The sequence below is a fragment of the Blastococcus sp. KM273128 genome (genome assembly GCF_021698975.1).
In the GTDB taxonomy this organism is placed as follows: domain Bacteria; phylum Actinomycetota; class Actinomycetes; order Mycobacteriales; family Geodermatophilaceae; genus Blastococcus.
Genome location: NZ_SSXA01000084.1, coordinates 1 through 16,862, shown reverse-complemented (window position 1 = coordinate 16,862; position 16,862 = coordinate 1). Strand labels below are relative to the sequence as shown.

General features: G+C 74.5%; 17 protein-coding genes. 1 reads left to right on the top strand and 16 read right to left on the bottom strand.

Going from position 1 to position 16,862, the window contains the following annotated elements:
- Positions 1–321: 321 nt before the first annotated feature.
- The 8 genes from dapB to E9529_RS18495 all read right to left on the bottom strand — a co-directional run bounded on the left by dapB (position 322) and on the right by E9529_RS18495 (position 8,403).
- The gene (gene dapB, locus E9529_RS18530; RefSeq protein ID WP_236832747.1) at positions 322–1,119 is read right to left on the bottom strand and encodes a 4-hydroxy-tetrahydrodipicolinate reductase; all 798 of its coding nucleotides are present in this window, start codon (positions 1,117–1,119) and stop codon (positions 322–324) included.
- A gap of 48 nt (positions 1,120–1,167) precedes the next feature.
- Positions 1,168–1,515 (bottom strand): VanZ family protein, encoded by a 348-nt coding sequence (locus tag E9529_RS18525; protein ID WP_236832746.1) that lies wholly within the window; start codon positions 1,513–1,515, stop codon positions 1,168–1,170.
- A gap of 8 nt (positions 1,516–1,523) precedes the next feature.
- A complete protein-coding gene (locus tag E9529_RS18520; RefSeq protein WP_236832745.1) occupies positions 1,524–2,897 on the bottom strand; it encodes a pitrilysin family protein in 1,374 nt (457 codons plus the stop codon).
- Positions 2,894–5,158, bottom strand: coding sequence for a polyribonucleotide nucleotidyltransferase (locus tag E9529_RS18515; protein WP_236832744.1), 2,265 nt, complete (start codon positions 5,156–5,158; stop codon positions 2,894–2,896). The genes E9529_RS18520 and E9529_RS18515 overlap by 4 nt, the downstream gene beginning before the upstream one ends.
- Positions 5,159–5,450: 292 nt before the next feature.
- Positions 5,451–5,720 carry a 30S ribosomal protein S15 gene (rpsO, locus tag E9529_RS18510; RefSeq protein WP_091933787.1) on the bottom strand — a complete coding sequence of 90 codons (270 nt, stop codon included), beginning with the start codon at positions 5,718–5,720 and terminating at the stop codon, positions 5,451–5,453.
- 142 nt (positions 5,721–5,862) lie between these two features.
- Entirely contained in the window at positions 5,863–6,828 is a 966-nt protein-coding gene (locus E9529_RS18505; protein WP_236832743.1) for a bifunctional riboflavin kinase/FAD synthetase, read from the bottom strand.
- Positions 6,829–6,848: 20 nt separating this feature from the next.
- Positions 6,849–7,988: a branched-chain amino acid aminotransferase gene (locus E9529_RS18500; protein WP_236832742.1), complete on the bottom strand. Its 1,140-nt coding sequence runs from the start codon at positions 7,986–7,988 to the stop codon at positions 6,849–6,851.
- 76 nt (positions 7,989–8,064) lie between these two features.
- On the bottom strand, positions 8,065–8,403 hold the full coding sequence (locus tag E9529_RS18495; protein WP_236832741.1) for an antibiotic biosynthesis monooxygenase: 339 nt from the start codon (positions 8,401–8,403) through the stop codon (positions 8,065–8,067).
- 71 nt (positions 8,404–8,474) lie between these two features.
- Between E9529_RS18495 and larB the strand changes: the two genes are divergently transcribed.
- On the top strand, positions 8,475–9,152 hold the full coding sequence (gene larB, locus E9529_RS18490; protein ID WP_236832740.1) for a nickel pincer cofactor biosynthesis protein LarB: 678 nt from the start codon (positions 8,475–8,477) through the stop codon (positions 9,150–9,152).
- On the opposite strand, the gene larE is transcribed toward larB, so the two are convergent.
- From larE to infB, 8 genes are all read right to left on the bottom strand, one after another.
- On the bottom strand, positions 9,143–9,979 hold the full coding sequence (gene larE / locus E9529_RS18485) for an ATP-dependent sacrificial sulfur transferase LarE (protein ID WP_236832739.1): 837 nt from the start codon (positions 9,977–9,979) through the stop codon (positions 9,143–9,145). The two genes, larB and larE, sit on opposite strands and share 10 nt — an antisense overlap.
- 21 nt (positions 9,980–10,000) lie before the next feature.
- On the bottom strand, positions 10,001–10,918 hold the full coding sequence (gene truB / locus E9529_RS18480; protein ID WP_236832738.1) for a tRNA pseudouridine(55) synthase TruB: 918 nt from the start codon (positions 10,916–10,918) through the stop codon (positions 10,001–10,003).
- Positions 10,915–12,198 carry an MATE family efflux transporter gene (locus tag E9529_RS18475; protein WP_236832737.1) on the bottom strand — a complete coding sequence of 428 codons (1,284 nt, stop codon included), beginning with the start codon at positions 12,196–12,198 and terminating at the stop codon, positions 10,915–10,917. The genes truB and E9529_RS18475 overlap by 4 nt, the downstream gene beginning before the upstream one ends.
- 68 nt (positions 12,199–12,266) lie before the next feature.
- Positions 12,267–13,277 carry a bifunctional oligoribonuclease/PAP phosphatase NrnA gene (locus E9529_RS22820; RefSeq protein ID WP_236832736.1) on the bottom strand — a complete coding sequence of 337 codons (1,011 nt, stop codon included), beginning with the start codon at positions 13,275–13,277 and terminating at the stop codon, positions 12,267–12,269.
- Positions 13,274–13,516, bottom strand: a complete 243-nt coding sequence (locus E9529_RS18465) for a hypothetical protein (protein ID WP_236832735.1) — start codon at positions 13,514–13,516, stop codon at positions 13,274–13,276. Before E9529_RS18465 ends, E9529_RS22820 begins: the two co-directional genes overlap by 4 nt.
- Complete coding sequence (gene rbfA, locus E9529_RS18460) at positions 13,513–14,034, bottom strand: 30S ribosome-binding factor RbfA (RefSeq protein WP_236832734.1); 522 nt, start codon at positions 14,032–14,034, stop codon at positions 13,513–13,515. Before rbfA ends, E9529_RS18465 begins: the two co-directional genes overlap by 4 nt.
- Positions 14,035–14,118: 84 nt before the next feature.
- A complete protein-coding gene (locus E9529_RS18455; protein ID WP_236832733.1) occupies positions 14,119–14,412 on the bottom strand; it encodes a DUF503 domain-containing protein in 294 nt (97 codons plus the stop codon).
- Positions 14,413–14,571: 159 nt separating this feature from the next.
- Positions 14,572–16,407, bottom strand: coding sequence for a translation initiation factor IF-2 (infB, locus tag E9529_RS18450; protein ID WP_236832732.1), 1,836 nt, complete (start codon positions 16,405–16,407; stop codon positions 14,572–14,574).
- Between the last annotated feature and the right edge of the window lie 455 nt (positions 16,408–16,862).

The following is a 16,862-nucleotide window of genomic DNA, read 5'->3' as shown; positions in this document are numbered from 1 at the left end:
TTCGGCACGCTGTTGAGTTCTCAAGGAGCGGACGCGCAGAAACTCGACCCTTCCGGGCCTCACCTCTGGCTGGATGTCCAACTCTACGCCGGTTTCCGGTAGACCCGCTACCCGCGGGCCCCGGCCCGGCGGCCCTCCCGGGCCGCGCGGCGCAGAAAGAAAGTTACACGCGCCCCCGACCCGACGTCAAACCGGGTACGCCGTGACGCCCGACACGGCGGCGCCCGTCCACGCCCTGCGAGCGCATCGGCCCTGGTCAGGCCGCCCTTCGGCCCGCCGGCCGTCGCCTCATCCGCTCCGGGGGCAGGTCGCGGAACCCGTTCAGAGCCCCAGCAGCCCCTCGATGCCCACGGTCAGACCGGGGCGCCGGCCGATCTCGCGGACCGCCAGCAGCACACCCGGCATGAACGAGGCGCGGTCGAAGGAGTCGTGCCGCAGGGTCAGCGACTCCCCGGCCGCCCCGAGCAGCACCTCCTGGTGCGCCACGAGGCCGGCCAGCCGGACGGCGTGCACGCGCACCCCCTCGACGTCGGCACCCCGGGCGCCGGGCAGCTCGTCGGTCGTGGCGTCCGGCGCCGGCGGCAGGCCGGCGGCCCGGCGGGCCGACGCCACGAGGCGGGCGGTGCGCACCGCCGTCCCCGAGGGGGCGTCCACCTTGTTCGGGTGGTGCAGCTCCACGACCTCGACGGACGGGAAGAAGCGCGCGGCTTCCTGCGCGAAGCGCATCAGGAGGATCGCGCCGATGCCGAAGTTCGGGGCGATCACCACGCCGACCTCCGGCTTGGGCTCCAGCCACTCGGCGACGGTGGCCAGGCGGGCCTCGTCGAAGCCGGTCGTCCCGACGACGCAGTGGATGTTGTTGTCGATGCAGAACCGGATGTTGTCCATCACCACGTCGGGACGGGTGAAGTCGACGACGACCTGGGCGCCGGCATCGGCCACGTTGAACAGCCAGTCGCCGTCGTCGACCATGGCCACCAGCTCGAGGTCGTCGGCGTCGTTCACCGCCTTGACCACCTCGGTGCCCATCCGCCCGCGGGCCCCGAGCACCCCCACCGGGATGAGGGGGGACTCCCGGTCGGCGGGAGCGGGCTGCTGGTGGGGTGCGGTCGTGGTCACGCGGTCAGGTTTCCCGGCCCGGCGTCCCCGCGCAAGGCAGGCCCCGGATCAGCGCTCCCGGCGGGTGAGCGCCTCCCACACGAGCAGTCCCAGCACGATCCCCACCACGTCCGCGACGACGTCGGCGGCCGACATGGACCGGCCGATCGGGGTGAGCCCCTGCACCAGCTCGCTGCCCACCGCATAGGCGAGGAGCGCGGCACCCAGCGGAACCCGGGGCATCCCGGCCCACCGGCCCGTCCCCGCCAGCGCGGCGAAGACGAGCAGGTGGACCACCTTGTCGGTGCCCGGGGGCGCGGTCGGCACCCCCGAGGAGGGCAGGAAGAGGACGACGGCGGACACCAGCAGCGCGACGGCGAAGGCCGCCTGCGGGAGCCCGGTCCGGGTCGTCGGCATGCGCCGGGTCAGAGCCGGTCGAGGTCGGACTCGCGGTACGGGCCGACCACGGCCAGGCAGGTCTCCCGGCCGAACAGCTCCCCCGCCACCGACCGCACCTGCTCCTCGTCCACCGACTCGATGCGTGCGAGGACGTCGCGCACCGGCACGTACTCGCCGTAGGAGAGCTCGCTCTTGCCGAGCCGGCTCATGCGCGAGCCGGTGTCCTCCAGGCCCAGGACCAGCCCGCCCTTGAGCTGCCCGCACGCACGGGCCACCTCCTCGGCGGTGAGCCCGTCGGCGGCAACCCGCCCGAGCTCGTCGCGGACCAGCCGCAGCACCTCGGGCACGCGCTTCTTCGAGCACCCCGCGTAGACGGAGAACGCCCCCGCGCCGGCGTAGTGGGTCAGCGCCGACCCGACGCTGTACACCAGCCCGCGCTTCTCGCGGATCTCCTGGAACAGGCGGGAGCTCATGCCACCGCCGACGGCGGCGTCCAGGACGGCGGCGGTGTAGCGACGCTCGTCCAGCCGCCCCATCGCCGGCGTGCCCAGCAGCAGGTGCGTCTGCTCGGTCCGGCGGGAGATCAGCCCGGTGCGGTGCGCCGGGCGGACCAGCTCGACGTCGCCCGTGCGCAGCGGTGCGGGGCGGGCTGGACCCGAGAGCCGGTCGCCGAAGGCCGCCGTCACCAGGTCCAGCACCTGCTGGTGGTCCACCCGCCCGGCCGCCGTCACCACTATGGACGGGGCGGCGTAGCGCTCGCGGTACCAGCCGTCGACGTCGTCACGCGTCAGCGCCTCGATCGACTCGACGGTGCCCAGCACCGAGCGACCCAGCGAGGTGTCCCCGTAGAGGGTCTCGGCGAACAGGTCGTGCACGGCGTCCGAGGGCTCGTCGTCGCGCATGGCGATCTCCTCGAGCACCACCGTGCGCTCGGACTCGAGGTCGGCCGCCGTGTTGGTCGCCTCGGTGACCAGGTCCGCCAGCAGGGTGACCGCCAGCGGGAGGTCGCTGGCGAGCACGTTGGCGTAGTAGCAGGTGTGCTCCTTGGCGGTGAACGCGTTCATCTCACCGCCGACGGCGTCCATGGCGGTGGCGATCTCCAGCGCCCCGCGCGACGTCGTCCCCTTGAACAGCAGGTGCTCGAGGAAGTGCGACGCCCCCGCGACGGCAGGCGTCTCGTCGCGCGAGCCCACGCCCACCCAGATGCCGAGGGTCGCCGACAGCACCCCCGGCATCGTCTCGGTGAGCACGCGGAGCCCCCCGGGGAGCTCCGTGCGTTCCACCCGGCCGCCGACCTCGTCGAGGTCGAGCAGCGCGGTCGTCCCGACGGGAACCGGGGTGGGGGCCGCTCCCGGAGAAGCGGCGCCCACCCCGGCCCGGATCAGATCCGTCGTGGTCACTCCCCCGCGGGCGCGGCCTCGGCCGGCGCCTCGGCGGGAGCCTCGGCACCCTCGGCGGCGACGGGCGCGAGGCTGATCTTGCCCCGGGCGTCGATGTCGGTGATCTCGACCTGGAGCTTGTCGCCGACGTTCACGACGTCCTCGACCTTGCCGATGCGCTTGCCGGCACCCAGCTTGCTGATGTGCACCAGGCCGTCCTTGCCCGGCAGCAGGGAGACGAAGGCGCCGAACGGCGTGGTCTTCACGACCGTGCCGAGGAAGCGCTCGCCCACCTTGGGCATCTGCGGGTTGGCGATGGCGTTGATCCGGTCCACCGCGGCCTGGGCCGAGGGGCCGTCGGACGCACCCACGTAGATGGTGCCGTCGTCCTCGATGGTGATGTCCGCGCCGGTCTCGTCCTGGATCGCGTTGATCATCTGGCCCTTGGGGCCGATGACCGCACCGATCTTGTCGACCGGGATGCGCACCGTGGTCACGCGCGGGGCGTACGGGCTCATCTCGTCGGGGGCGTCGATGGCCTCGTTCATCACGTCGAGGATGTGCAGGCGGGCGGCGCGGGCCTGGGTCAGCGCCTGGGCGAGCACGTCGGACGGGATGCCGTCGAGCTTGGTGTCCAGCTGCAGGGCGGTGACGAAGTCCCGCGTGCCGGCGACCTTGAAGTCCATGTCACCGAACGCGTCCTCGGCGCCGAGGATGTCGGTCAGCGCGACGTACTCGGTCTTGCCGTCGACCTGGTCGGAGACAAGGCCCATGGCGATGCCGGCGACCGGGGCCCGGAGCGGCACACCGGCGTTGAGCAGGGCCAGCGTCGAGGCGCAGACCGAGCCCATCGAGGTGGAGCCGTTGGAGCCCAGCGCCTCGGAGACCTGCCGGATCGCGTAGGGGAACTCCTCGCGGTCGGGCAGCACGGGCAGCAGCGCGCGCTCGGCGAGCGCACCGTGGCCGATCTCGCGCCGCTTGGGCGAGCCCACGCGGCCGGTCTCGCCGGTGGAGTACGGCGGGAAGTTGTAGTTGTGCATGTAGCGCTTGCGGTTGTCCGGCGACAGCGTGTCCAGCTGCTGCTCCATGCGGAGCATGTTCAGCGTGGTGATGCCCAGGATCTGGGTCTCGCCGCGCTCGAACAGCGCCGAGCCGTGCACGCGCGGCACGACCTCGACCTCGGCCGACAGCGGCCGGATGTCGGTGACGCCACGGCCGTCGATGCGGACCTTGTCACGCAGGATGCGCTGCCGGACGACCTTCTTGGTGACAGCGCGGAAGGCGGCCGACACCTCCTTCTCGCGACCCTCGAACTGGTCGGCGAGCTGGGCCTTGACCTCGTCCTTGAGCGCGTCGGTGGCCTCCTCGCGCTCCTGCTTGCCCGCGATGGCCTGCACCTCGCCGAGGCGGGTCAGGGCGGCGGACTCGACGGCGGCGTACACGTCGTCCTGGTAGTCCAGGAAGCGCGGGAACTCCGCGACCGGCTTGGCGGCCTTGGCGGCCAGGGCGGACTGGGCCTCGCACAGCGCCTTGATGAAGGGCTTGGCGGCCTCGAGGCCCTGGGCCACGACCTCCTCGGTCGGGGCGCTGGCGCCACCGGCGACGAGCTCGATGGTCTTCTCGGTGGCCTCGGCCTCGACCATCATGATCGCGACGTCGCCGTCCGGCAGGAGGCGGCCGGCCACGACCATGTCGAAGACGGCCTCCTCAAGCTCCGCGTGGGTCGGGAAGGCGACCCACTGGCCGCGGATGAGCGCGACGCGGGTGCCACCGACCGGGCCGGAGAACGGCAGGCCGGACAGCTGGGTGGAGGCCGACGCGCCGTTGATGGCCATGACGTCGTAGAGGTGCTCGGGGTCCAGCGCCATGACGGTGATGACGACCTGGACCTCGTTGCGCAGGCCCTTGGCGAAGGTCGGCCGCAGCGGGCGGTCGATGAGCCGGCAGGTGAGGATGGCGTCCTCGGAGGGCCGGCCCTCGCGGCGGAAGAACGAGCCGGGGATGCGGCCCGCGGCGTACATGCGCTCCTCGACGTCGACCGTCAGCGGGAAGAAGTCGAAGTGCTCCTTGGGCTGGCGGCCGGCCGTGGTGGCCGACAGCAGCATGCTGTCGCCCATCGTCACGACGACCGAGCCGGCGGCCTGCTTGGCCAGCCGGCCGGTCTCGAAGGTGATGCTGCGGCTGCCGAAGCTGCCGTTGTCGATGACCGCGGTGGCGGTGGTGACCCCGTCCTCGGGGTCGAACTCGGCGGCGATCGGGCCGCTGGTGGTGGGTGCGGACACGCTGTCCTTCTCTCGTCTGGTCGCAGCCGGCCCCTTGCCGGGTGCGACTTCCTCGTACGGCGCTGCACGCCGTGGGCGTCCGGGGCGACCGGTCTTCGATCGAAGCCCTCGGGCGGTGCTGGTTCCCCGTCGGACGGGGGTCCACTCCCCTGTCACGGGGTGTCCCGGGGGCCACTACCGAGGACCGGCCCTCTGCGACGGGCGCGTGGGGCGGGCTGGCCGTGGCTCGTGCGGCGGGTGCCGCACGAGAGAGGGGACCGTCCCGGTTGCCCGGAGCGGTCCCCTCGACGTGCTAGCGGCGCAGGCCGAGCCGCTCGATCAGCGACCGGTAGCGGTTGATGTCGGTCTTCGCCAGGTAGTTCAGCAGCCGGCGGCGCCGGCCGACCAGCAGGAGCAGGCCCCGCCGGCTGTGGTGGTCGTGCTTGTGGTGCCGGAGGTGCTCGGTCAGGTCGCTGATCCGGCGGGACAGCATCGCGACCTGCACCTCGGGCGAACCGGTGTCCTTGTCGACCGTGGCGTACTCGGTCATGATCTGCTGCTTCGTCGCGCTGTCGAGCGCCATGGTTCGCCTCCTGGGCGGGTCACGTGTGGCCCCCGGTCTGACTCACGAGGGCAGCTCTCACACAGCCGTGCGTGCACGGCTGCCGGCAAGACTACCAGCGGTGATCGGACCGGTCGGACCGAGTGGGGGCGACCCGAACGGGTCAGTTCGTCAACCCCAGGACGTGGCGGGTGTCCTCGACGTCCTTGGCCATGGCGGTGAGCAGGCCGTCGACGTCGGCGAAGGCGGCCATCGGGCGGAGCCGGTGGGCGAACTCGACGCCGACGTGCTCGCCGTAGAGGTCGCCCTCGTAGTCGAGCACGTAGGCCTCGACGGTGCGGCGGCTGCCCTGGAAGGTGGGGTTGGTCCCCACAGAGATCGCCGCCGGGAAACGCTCCAGGCTGGCCCCGCTGCGGGGGTCACGGGTGACCAGGTGACCCGCGTAGACGCCGTCGGCGGGGATCGCGGTGTACGGCGGCGTCTCCACGTTGGCCGTCGGGTACCCGAGGTCGCGGCCGCGCCGGTCGCCGCGCACGACGACGCCGTCGACGCGGTGCGGCCGGCCCAGCGCCCGGGCCGCGGGCACCAGGTCGCCGGCGGCGACGCAGGCGCGGACGTAGGTCGAGGAGATGGTCACCTCGCCGTCCTCCGAGGCGTCCTGCGCCAGGGGCACCCCCTCGACGGCGAAGCCGAAGCGGCGCCCCTCCTCGGTCAGCGAGGTGACGGTGCCGGCCGCGCGGTGGCCGTAGGTGAAGTTCTGCCCCACCACCACCTGCGCGGCGTGCAGCCGCTCGACGAGCACGGTGTGCGTGAAGGTCTCCGGCGGGAGCTTCATGAACTCCGCGGTGAACGGCAGCACGCACATGGCGTCCACGCCGAGCTCGGCAACCAGCTCCGCCTTGCGGTCCAGCGAGGTGAGGATGGCCGGGTGCGACCCCGGCCGCACGACCTCGGCCGGGTGCGGGTCGAACGTCAGCAGCAGGCAGGGACGCCGCATCGCGCGGGCGCGTGCGACGGCGGCGCCGATGAGCTCCTGGTGCCCGCGGTGCACCCCGTCGTACATCCCGACGGTGACCACGGTCCGCCCGAGGTCCCCCGGGGTGGACTCCAGCCCCCGCCAGCGCAGCACGCGACCGTCCCCCGCCGCGGTCAGGAGACCCGGTGCAGCCAGCCGTGGGTGTCGGCCACCCGCCCGTGCTGGATGTCGAGCAGCGTCTCGCGCAGCCGCATGGTGAGCGGGCCGGGCTCGCCGTCGCCCACGGTGAAGTCACCGGTGCGGGCGCGGATCTGGCCGACCGGCGTGATGACGGCGGCGGTCCCGCAGGCGAAGGTCTCGGTGATCGAGCCGTCGAGCGCGCCGCTGCGCCACTCGTCGAGGGTCACCTTCCGCTCGGTCACGCGGTGCCCCAGCTCCCGGGCCACCGTGATCAGCGAGTCGCGGGTGATGCCCGGCAGCAGCGTGCCGGAGAGCTCAGGGGTGACCAGCTCGGCGTCCGCGCCGGAGCCCAGCACGAAGAACAGGTTCATCCCGCCCAGCTCCTCGATGTAGCGCCGCTCCACGGCGTCGAGGTAGACGACCTGGTCGCAGCCGAGCTCGCTGGCCTGCTGCTGCGGGCGGAGGCTGGCGGCGTAGTTGCCGGCGCACTTCACGTCGCCGGTGCCGCCGGGCGCGGCCCGCACGTAGTCCTCGGAGACGAAGACCGAGACCGGGTGGACGCCGCGCGGGAAGTAGGCGCCGGCCGGGCTCGCGATGACGAGGAAGAGGTACTCGTGCGCCGGCCGGACGCCGAGGAAGGACTCGCTGGCCAGCTGGTACGGGCGCAGGTACAGCGTCTGGTCCGGCCCGGTGGGCACCCAGTCGCGGTCGGCGTCGACGAGCGCGTCGACGGCGGCGAGGAACGCCTCCTCGGGCACCGGCGGCATCGCCAGCCGCTCGGCGCTGCGGACGAACCGCGCGGCGTTGGCCTCGGGGCGGAAGGTGGCCACGCTGCCGTCGGGCTGGGCGTAGGCCTTGAGCCCCTCGAAGATCGACTGGGCGTAGTGCAGGGCGGCGGTGCCGGGGTCCATCGGCAGCGGCCCGTACTGCGTGAGCCGGGCGTCGTACCAGCCGCGGCCGACCTGGTGCCGGGCCACGAACATGTGGTCGGTGAAGTAGCGGCCGAAACCGGGGTCGGCGAGCAGCTCCTGGCGCTCGGTGGTGGAGCGACGCTGCACGTCCTCCACGACCACCGGCACGCCCTCGACGAACGTCCGGGACGAGGTGCGGTTGTCGGCGAGCGTGTCGGTCATGGCTCCTACCCGGGCGTGCGAGGGAACGGCACCGGCCCGCGGGCGTGCGGGGCCGGTGCCGTCACCCTAGCCCGGCTCAGGCCTGCCCCTGGTGCTCGCCCTTCGGCCCGGCGGTCTCGAGCACCTCGTAGGTCCAGACGTGCGCCGAGTGCGGGGCGGCGGAGGCGAGGGTGTCGCCGCCGCCGTCGTGGGCGCGGTCGAAGTCCTGGCTGGACTGCCAGGCCTCGTAGGCCTCCACGCTGCTCCACCGCGTGTAGACCAGGTACTGGTCGGTGCCCTCGACCGGGCGGAGCAGCTCGAACCACTCGAAGCCCGGCGTGGTCTCCACGGCCCCGGCGCGCCCGCGGAACCGCTCCTCGAAGCGCTCCTGCTTGTCCTTCGGCACGGTGATCGCGTTGATCTTGACGACGCTCATGGTGCGGCTCCTTCCCGGACGGCGCGGGCGCCAACCGCACGGCCGGTCGCGCGTGCGGCACGCTGGTGCAGGTGAGCGCCCCCCGCACCGCAGACCTCGGCTTCGCCCGCCTGGACCTCGACCGCGAGTCCCGGACCGGTACGCCGGAGGTGGTGTTCGCGGCCGGCAAGACGCCCGACCAGACCGTCGCCTGCCTGGCCGCCCTGCTCGAGGGCTGCGCGGCCGGGTTCGCCTGGGCCAGCCGGGTGGACGGCGCGACCGCGGCGGCGATCCGCGAGCGGTGGCCGGACGCCGTCGTGGACGAGGACGGCGGGTGTGCCTCCGTGGGCACGCCGCCGGAGCCGGTCGGCGAGGTGCTGGTGCTGACCGCGGGCACCTCCGACGGGCCGGTGGCCGCGGAGGTCGCCGCCACGCTGCGGGCCTGCGGCGTGGGCAGCCGGCGGGTGGACGACGTCGGGGTCGCGGGCATCCACCGCGTGCTCGCCGTCGCCCCCGAGTTGGCCGCGGCCGACGCGGTCGTCGTGGTCGCCGGGATGGACGGCGCGCTGCCCAGCGTCGTCGCCGGGCTGACCGACCGCCTCGTCGTCGCCGTCCCCACGTCGGTGGGCTACGGCGCGGCGTTCGAGGGGCTGGCCGCGCTGCTCACCATGCTCACCGCCTGCGCGCCCGGGGTGCTCGTCGTGAACATCGACAACGGGTTCGGGGCCGGGGTGGCCGCCGCCCGCATCGTCCGCGCCGCTCAGCGGTAGCGCACGGGGTCCGGCAGCAGCTCGTTCATCGCCCCCGAGCGGAAACCCCGGGGGTCGAGCTCCACCCTGCCGAAACCGGGAACGGCCGTGCGCAGGTCGACCCCCGCCGCGACCTCGTCCACCAGCGCCGCGTCGACCTCCACCCGGGCCACGTCCCCGCCCAGGTCGCGCACCCGCAGGTCGCGCACCGGCAGCCCGGCGGCCGCGAGCGCGGACCGCAGCGCCGCCTCGGCGCGCTCGACGCGGGCCAGCCCCGCGGCCGACACCGGCACCCCGTAGGCGATCCGGCTGGCCAGGCAGGCCGCGGCGGGCTTCTCGGCCAGCGGCAGCCCCCAGCGGCGGGCGGCGGCGCGGACGTCGTCCTTGGTCAGCCCGGCGCGCGCCAGCGGCGTCCAGGCGCCCCGCTCGGCCGCCGCGCGGATGCCGGGCCGGAAGCCCGCCACGACGTCGTCGGCGTTGGTGCCGGTGACGACGTCGTCGATGCCCAGCCGGCCGGCCAGCGGGAGGAGCACCTCGACCAGCTCGGTCTTGCAGAAGGCGCACCGGTCACCGGCGTTGGCGCGGTAGCCCGGGCGGGACAGCTCGTCGGTGCGCGGCCGCTCGTGCCGGACCCCCAGCGACGCGGCGAACTCCTCCGCGCCGGCGAGCTCGGCAGCGGGCAGGCTCGGCGAGACGGCGGTGGCCGCGACCACCCGGCCGGCACCCAGCGAGCGGACCGCGGCGGCGAGCAGGACGCCGGAGTCCACGCCACCGGAGAACGCGACGAGCACCCCGGGCAGCGGGCGCAGCAGCGCGTCGAGGTCGGCCAGGCGGGCGTCGAGGGTCACGGGCGCCAGGCTGCCACCGGCTCAGGCCGGCGGGAAGCCGACGACGACGCGCGCCGTGCGCCCGGCGTCCTCGACCAGCGCCGTCAGCCGCCCGTCGGGGTCCACGGCGGCGTGCAGGCCGGCCGCGCCGGTGGCCGGTATCCGCTGCCCGTAGCCCAGCGCCCGGGCCTCGTCGGCGGTGAGCGGTCGCTCGGGGAAGACCAGCCGGGCCGCCTCGGTGAGCGGCAGGAAGCCCGGGCCGCCGCCGGCGACCAGCGACGCGGCGGCATCCTCGACGGTGCCCGCCTGCGCGATCGTGAAGGGGCCCGAGGCGGTGCGGCGCAGCGCGGTCAGGTGGCCACCCACGCCCAGGGCCGCACCGGCGTCGCGGGCGATGGCGCGGATGTAGGTGCCCGCGGTGCAGTCGACGGTCACGTCGACGTCGACCAGGTCGGGCTCGGGGCGGGTGGTGCGGTGCACCCCGAGGCGGTGCACGGTCACCGAGCGGGGCGCGAGCTCCACGGCCTCCCCCGCGCGCACCCGGTCGTAGGAGCGCACCCCGGCGACCTTGACCGCGCTCACCGAGGACGGGACCTGCTGCAGCGCGCCGGTCTGCGCGGCGAGCGCGGCACGCACGGCGTCGTCGTCGATGCCCGCGGTCGAGGCGGTCGCGAGCACCTCGCCCTCGCGATCGTCGGTGACCGTGGCCTGCCCGAACCGGATGGTGGCCTCGTAGGTCTTGTCGTGGCCGCCGACGTACCCGAGCAGCCGCGTCGCGGTGCCGACGCCCAGGACCAGCAGGCCGGTGGCCATGGGGTCGAGGGTGCCGGCGTGCCCGACCTTGCGCACCGACAGCGCGCGGCGGGCGCGGGCGACGACGTCGTGGGACGTCATGCCGCCGGGCTTGTCCACGAGCAGCAGGCCGGGCGGGACGTCGGCGTCGGGGCGTCGGGGGCTCACGCCCTCACGGTCTCAGGTGCGCCCAGCCACCGATCACCCGCCACCCGCACCAGGACGGCCAGCAGCCGCAGGCCGATGAACAGCGTCAGCCCGGTCCAGATGCCGGCGAGGCCGAGGTCCAGCGGCCCGGCCAGCAGCGACAGCGGCAGGAAACCGGTCAGCGCGGCGGCGATGGTGACGGTGCGCAGGTAGCCGACGTCGCCGGCGCCCATGAGAACCCCGTCGAGGGCGAACACCACGCCGGCCAGCGGCTGGAAGCAGGCCAGGAACCACCAGACGACGGCGGCCTGCGCGAGCACCGCGGGGTCGTCGGTGAACAGCGGCGGCAGGACGTCGCGGAGCGCGAGCAGCACGGCGGCCACGAGGCAGCCGGTGCCCAGGCCCCACAGCACCACCCGGCGCGCGGTGGCGCGGGCCTCCGCGGGTCGGCCGGCACCGAGGGCGTGGCCGACGAGGGTCTGCGCGGCGATGGCGTAGGCGTCCAGCACCAGGGCGAGGAAGAAGAACAGCTGGAGCGCGATCTGGTGCGCCCCCAGGGCTGCGGTCCCCGCGCGCGCGGCGACCCCGGCCGCGACGAGGAACGACAGCTGGAGCACCGCCGCGCGCAGCAGCAGGTCGCGGCCGATGACCAGCTGGCGCACGATCGCGCGCGGGCGCGCGGCCCAGCCGGCGTCCTCGCGCAGCAGCGCCCGGACGAACAGCGCGGCGGTGAGCGCCTGCCCGGCCACGTTCGCCCAGGCGGAGCCGACCAGGCCCAGCCCCACCGGGTGAACCAGGAGCGGGCACAGCACGAGGCTCAGCAGGCTGCCCGCGACGACGTAGCGCACCGGGCGCCGCAGCTCCTGCACCCCGCGCAGCCAGCCGTTCCCGGCCAGCGACACCAGCAGCAGCGGGGCGCCGAAGGAGGCCACCCGCAGCCACCCCTCCCCCGCCTCGGCGACCGGCCCGGCGCCGCCGGCGAGCGCCCGGGTCAGCGGCCCGGCCAGCCCCTGGAACAGGGCGAGCACGAGCACGCCGAGACCGAGCGCGAGCCAGGTCGCCTGCACGCCCTCCTCGACGGCCCCGGCGCGGTCACCGGCGCCGGCGCGGCGCGCGGCGCGCGCGGTGGTGCCGTAGGCGAGGAAGTTCAGCAGCGCGGCGGCCCACGCCAGCAGACCGCCCCCGACGGCGAGGCCGCCGAGCGCGACGGTCCCGAGGTTGCCGACGACGGCGGTGTCGACGAGCAGGTACAACGGCTCGGCCGCGAGCACGACCAGCGCCGGCGCCGCGAGGGCAGGCACGGACGCCGGCCGGGAGGCGAGCCCCGCCGGATCGCGGTCGCCGCGGTGCGGTCCGGAGGACCGCGGAGTCATGGCGCGTGGAGCTCCGCGCGCAGGCACTCCACCGTCTTCTCCCGGTCGAGGTGGGAGGTGTAGCCCGCCGCCGCGCGGTGGCCGCCCCCGCCGAGGGCCGTGGCCACCCGGGCCACGTCGGTGGCCCCGCGGGACCGGAGCGACACCGACCACGTCCCGTCGTCCTGACCCTTGAGCACGCAGGCGACGTCGGCCTCCGCGGTGGACCGGACGACGTCGACCAGCGCCTCGAGCTGCTCGCCGGGCAGGCCGTGCTCGGCGGCCTCGGCGGTGCTCGACCACGTCCACACCAGGCCCGCGCCCACCTCGCGCTCGAGGACGGCGCGCCCGGCGACGACCGAGAGCAGCCCCAGCCAGCCGAAGGGGGCGGTGTCGAACAGCCGGCGGCTGATCTCGGCGTGGTCGATTCCGGTGGCGAGCAGGCGGGCGGCGAGCTCGTGGGTCTCCGGCCGGGTGCTGCCGAACCGGAAGGAGCCGGTGTCGGCGGCCAGCCCGGCGTAGAGGCAGGTGGCGAGCCGCTCGTCCAGCGCCACGCCCAGCCCGTCGAGCAGGTCGGCCACGAGCGTGACGGTCGCGGGGGCGGCCGGGTCCACCAGCCGCACCCGCCCGAAGCCGGGGTTGCTGGCGTGGTGGTCGACGACGACGGAGGTGCGCGCCCGGTCGAGCAGCGGGGCCAGCTCCCCGAGGCGCCCGGGCGAGGCCGCGTCGAGGCTGACGAAGACGTCCGGGGACGACGGGACGGCGTCGGCGGGCACCATGCCGCCGGCACACGGGATCCACGCCAGCGAGGCGGGCAGCGTGAACCGGCCCGGGAAGGTGGCGAGCACCCGTGCGCCGCGCCGGCGCAGCCCCTCGGCGAGCGCCAGGGTGCTGCCGAGGGCGTCGGCGTCGGGCTGCACGTGACCGGAGAGCACCACGGTCGCCCGTTCGCGGGCCGCCTCGGCGAGCACCGCTACGGCCGACCGCGTGGCGGAGACGGGATCCCCGCCCGGGGTCGGGGCGGTCACCCGGCGGGGTCGGGGTCGGCGACCCGGCCGCCCTGCCGCTCGGTGATGTCGCCGCCGCCCACGGGGTAGCCCGGGCCGCCGTCGTCCGGCTCGTCCTCGGCGATGCTCGGCGCGTCGCCGATCTGGCCGCGCCGGCCGCCCTGGGTCGGGTCCCCGGCGTCGGGGGCCGGCCGGCCGCCCAGCTCGGCGCGGCCGTGACCCTCGTCGGGCAGGTTCGGATCGGGGTCGTTCTCGCTCACAGCGTGCTCCTCGTCCGGGGCGTCAGGTCCTCGCCGCCGTCATCGGCGGTCGCGGCTGCGGCCGGGCTGTCCCTGCCGTCCTCGTCGTCGTCCTCGTCCTCCGCGGGCCGCCGGTAGGGGTCGGCCTCGCCGGCGTAGCTTGCGCCCTCCCGGGCGCGAGCCAGCTCCTCGTCGGCGTGCCGGGCCCGCTCGAGCGCCTGCTCGAGCTCCCGCGCGGTGTCGGGCACCATGTCGGCGACGAAGGTCAGCGACGGCACGAACTTGATGCCGGTCTGCCGGCCGACGGTGGACCGCAGCACCCCGGTGGCGCTGGTGAGCGCCTTGGCCGAGTCGGCGACCTGCGCCTCGTCGCCGTAGACGGTGTAGAACACCGTGGCCTCGCGGAGGTCGCTGGTCACCCGGGCGTCGGTGATCGTGACCATGCCCAAGCGGGGGTCCTTGATCTGGTGCTCGATCGTCGCGGAGACGATCTGCCGGATGCGCACCGCCAGCTTGCGAGCGCGAGCCGGATCAGCCATCGGGACCTCCTGATAACGGGATGGAACGGCCTCGTCGCAGAAGCCCGCCCCGAGCGGAGCGAGGGGTGGGGGGCGACGAGGTCCTCAATCGGTGTCGCTGAACAGCTGCCGGTGCGTCGACAGCAGCGTCACCTCCGGGCGGTCGGCCAGCAACCGCTCGCAGGCGTCGAGGACGTCGGCGACCTGGGCCGCCTCGCCGGCGACGGTGGCGAGGCCGATCTGCACCCGGCGGTGCAGGTCCTGGTCGCCGACCTCCGCCGCTGCGACGGCGAACCGCCGCCGCAGCTCGGCGACGATCGGCCGGACGACCGACCGCTTGCCCTTGAGCGAGTGGACGTCGCCCAGCAGCAGGTCGGCGGTGAGCGTGCCGGTGAACACTGGAAGGACCCCCTTCACCCCACTACTCGCACGCTCGCAGCGGGCCCCGGAAGGGGGCCACCCCTGCCCCCCACCGCTCGCGGGCTCGCGCCGGGACCCTGCAGGAGGGCCGTTCCAGCACGTCACCCGCTCGCAGTGGGGGGCAAGGGGTCATCTGACTCAGTCGCGCGGCTTCTCGCGCAGCTCGAAGGTCTCGATGACGTCGTCGACCTTGATGTCGTTGAACGACCCCAGGCCGATACCGCACTCGTAACCCTCGCGGACCTCGGTCGCGTCGTCCTTGAAGCGGCGGAGCGACTCGACCGACAGGTTGTCGGCGACGACGGCACCGTCACGGATCAGGCGCGCCTTCGAGTTGCGCACGATCGTGCCGCTGCGGACCAGCGAACCGGCGACGTTGCCGACCTTCGGCACCCGGAAGACCTCGCGGACCTCCGCCGTGCCGAGCTGGACCTCCTCGTAGATCGGCTTGAGCATGCCCTTGAGCGCGGCTTCGATCTCGTCGATCGCCTGGTAGATGACCGTGTAGTACCGGACGTCCACCCCCTCGCGGTTGGCGAGCTCGGTGGCCTGGCCCTCGGCCCGGACGTTGAAGCCCAGGACGATGACGTCGTCGGCCAGCGCGAGGTCGATGTCGCTCTTGGTGATGCCGCCGACGCCGCGGTGGATGACCCGCAGCGAGATCTCGTCGTCGACCTCGATCTTCATCAGCGCCTCTTCGAGCGCCTCGACGGTGCCCGAGTTGTCGCCCTTGATGATCAGGTTGAGCTGGCGGTTCTCCTTGAGCGCCGCGTCGAGGTCCTCCAGGCTGATCCGCTTGCGCATCGAGGCGTTCTGCGCGTTGCGGATGCGGGCCTGGCGGCGGTCGGCGATCTGCCGGGCGACGCGGTCCTCGTCGACGACGAGGAAGGTGTCACCGGCACGGGGCACCGAGGTGAGACCCACGACCTGCACGGGGCGGGCCGGCAGGGCCTCCTTCAGCTTGTTGCCGTGCTCGTCGAGCAGCGACCGGACGCGGCCGTAGGCGTCGCCGGCCACGATCGAGTCGCCCTGGCGCAGCGTGCCGCGCTGGACGAGGACGGTCGCGACGGGGCCGCGGCCCTTGTCCAGCTTGCCCTCGATGACCACACCCTGCGGGTCCTGCTCGGTGTTCGCGCGCAGGTCCAGCGAGGCGTCGGCGGTCAGCAGGATCGCCGCGAGCAGGTCGTCGAGACCCTGCCGGGTGATCGCCGAGACGTCGACGAACATCGTCTCGCCGCCGTACTCCTCGGCGACCAGGCCGTACTCGGTGAGCTGCTGGCGGATCTTGGCGGGGTTGGCCCCCTCCTTGTCCACCTTGTTCACCGCGACCACGATCGGGACCTCGGCGGCCTGGGCATGGTTGAGCGCCTCGACCGTCTGCGGCATGACGCCGTCGTCGGCCGCGACGACCAGCACGACGATGTCGGTGACCTTCGCGCCTCGGGCACGCATCGCGGTGAACGACTCGTGACCCGGGGTGTCGATGAAGGTGACCGGCCGCTCCTGGCCCTCCAGCTCGGTGACGATCTGGTAGGCGCCGATGTGCTGGGTGATGCCGCCGGCCTCGCGGGCCACCACGTTCGCGTCCCGCAGGGCGTCCAGCAGCTTGGTCTTCCCGTGGTCGACGTGACCCATGACGGTCACCACCGGCGGACGGGCGGCCCAGTCCTCCTCGTCGCCCTCCTCGTCACCGAAGGTGAGGTCGAAGGTCTCGAGGAGCTCGCGGTCCTCGTCCTCGGGGCTGACGACCTGGATGACCCAGCCGATCTCGGCACCGAGCAGCTGCAGCGTCTCGTCGTTGACCGACTGCGTGGCGGTGACCATCTCGCCCAGGTGGAACAGGGCGGTCACCAGCGCGGCGGGCTGGGCGTTGATGCGCTCGGCCAGGTCGGTCAGCGAGGCACCGCGGGGCAGCCGGACGGTCTGCCCGTTGCCGCGCGGCAGGCTGACGCCACCCATGCTGGGCGCCGCCATCGAGTCGAACTCCTGACGCCGCTGCTTCTTGCTCTTGCGCCCGCGGACCGGGCCCCGGCCACCGGGACGCCCGAAGGCACCGGCCGTACCGGCACCCGAGCCACCGCGACCACGGCCGCGGCCACCGCCGCCACCGCGGAAGCCACCGCCGGCGGGGGCACCGCCACCGCCGCCGCCGGGACGGAAGCCGCCACCGGCACCGGGACCACCCGGGCGGCCGCGACCGGCACCGCCCGGACCGCCCGGCCGGCCACCACCGGCGGGACGGGGCGGCATCATCCCCGGCGAGGGACGCTGCGGCATCATGCCCGGGTTCGGCCGGGGACCACCCGGACCGGCCGCCGGGCGGGGACCGCCGGGGCCGGCGCCGGGACGGGGACCGCCCGGACCGGGACGCGGACCACCCGCACCGGGGGCCGGGCGGGGACCCCCCGCGCCCGGCCCCCGGTGCGGGT

Bases quoted from the DNA above. Each gene is read 5' to 3' on its own strand.
- rbfA (WP_236832734.1), bottom strand. From the start codon at position 14,034: ATGGCTGATCCGGCTCGCGCTCGCAAGCTGGCGGTGCGCATCCGGCAG.
- E9529_RS18495 (WP_236832741.1), bottom strand. From the start codon at position 8,403: ATGAGCGTCGTCAAGATCAACGCGATCACCGTGCCGAAGGACAAGCAG.
- rpsO (WP_091933787.1), bottom strand. From the start codon at position 5,720: ATGGCGCTCGACAGCGCGACGAAGCAGCAGATCATGACCGAGTACGCC.
- infB (WP_236832732.1), bottom strand. From the start codon at position 16,407: ATGGCGGCGCCCAGCATGGGTGGCGTCAGCCTGCCGCGCGGCAACGGG.
- E9529_RS18525 (WP_236832746.1), bottom strand. From the start codon at position 1,515: ATGCCGACGACCCGGACCGGGCTCCCGCAGGCGGCCTTCGCCGTCGCG.
- E9529_RS18500 (WP_236832742.1), bottom strand. From the start codon at position 7,988: ATGACCGACACGCTCGCCGACAACCGCACCTCGTCCCGGACGTTCGTC.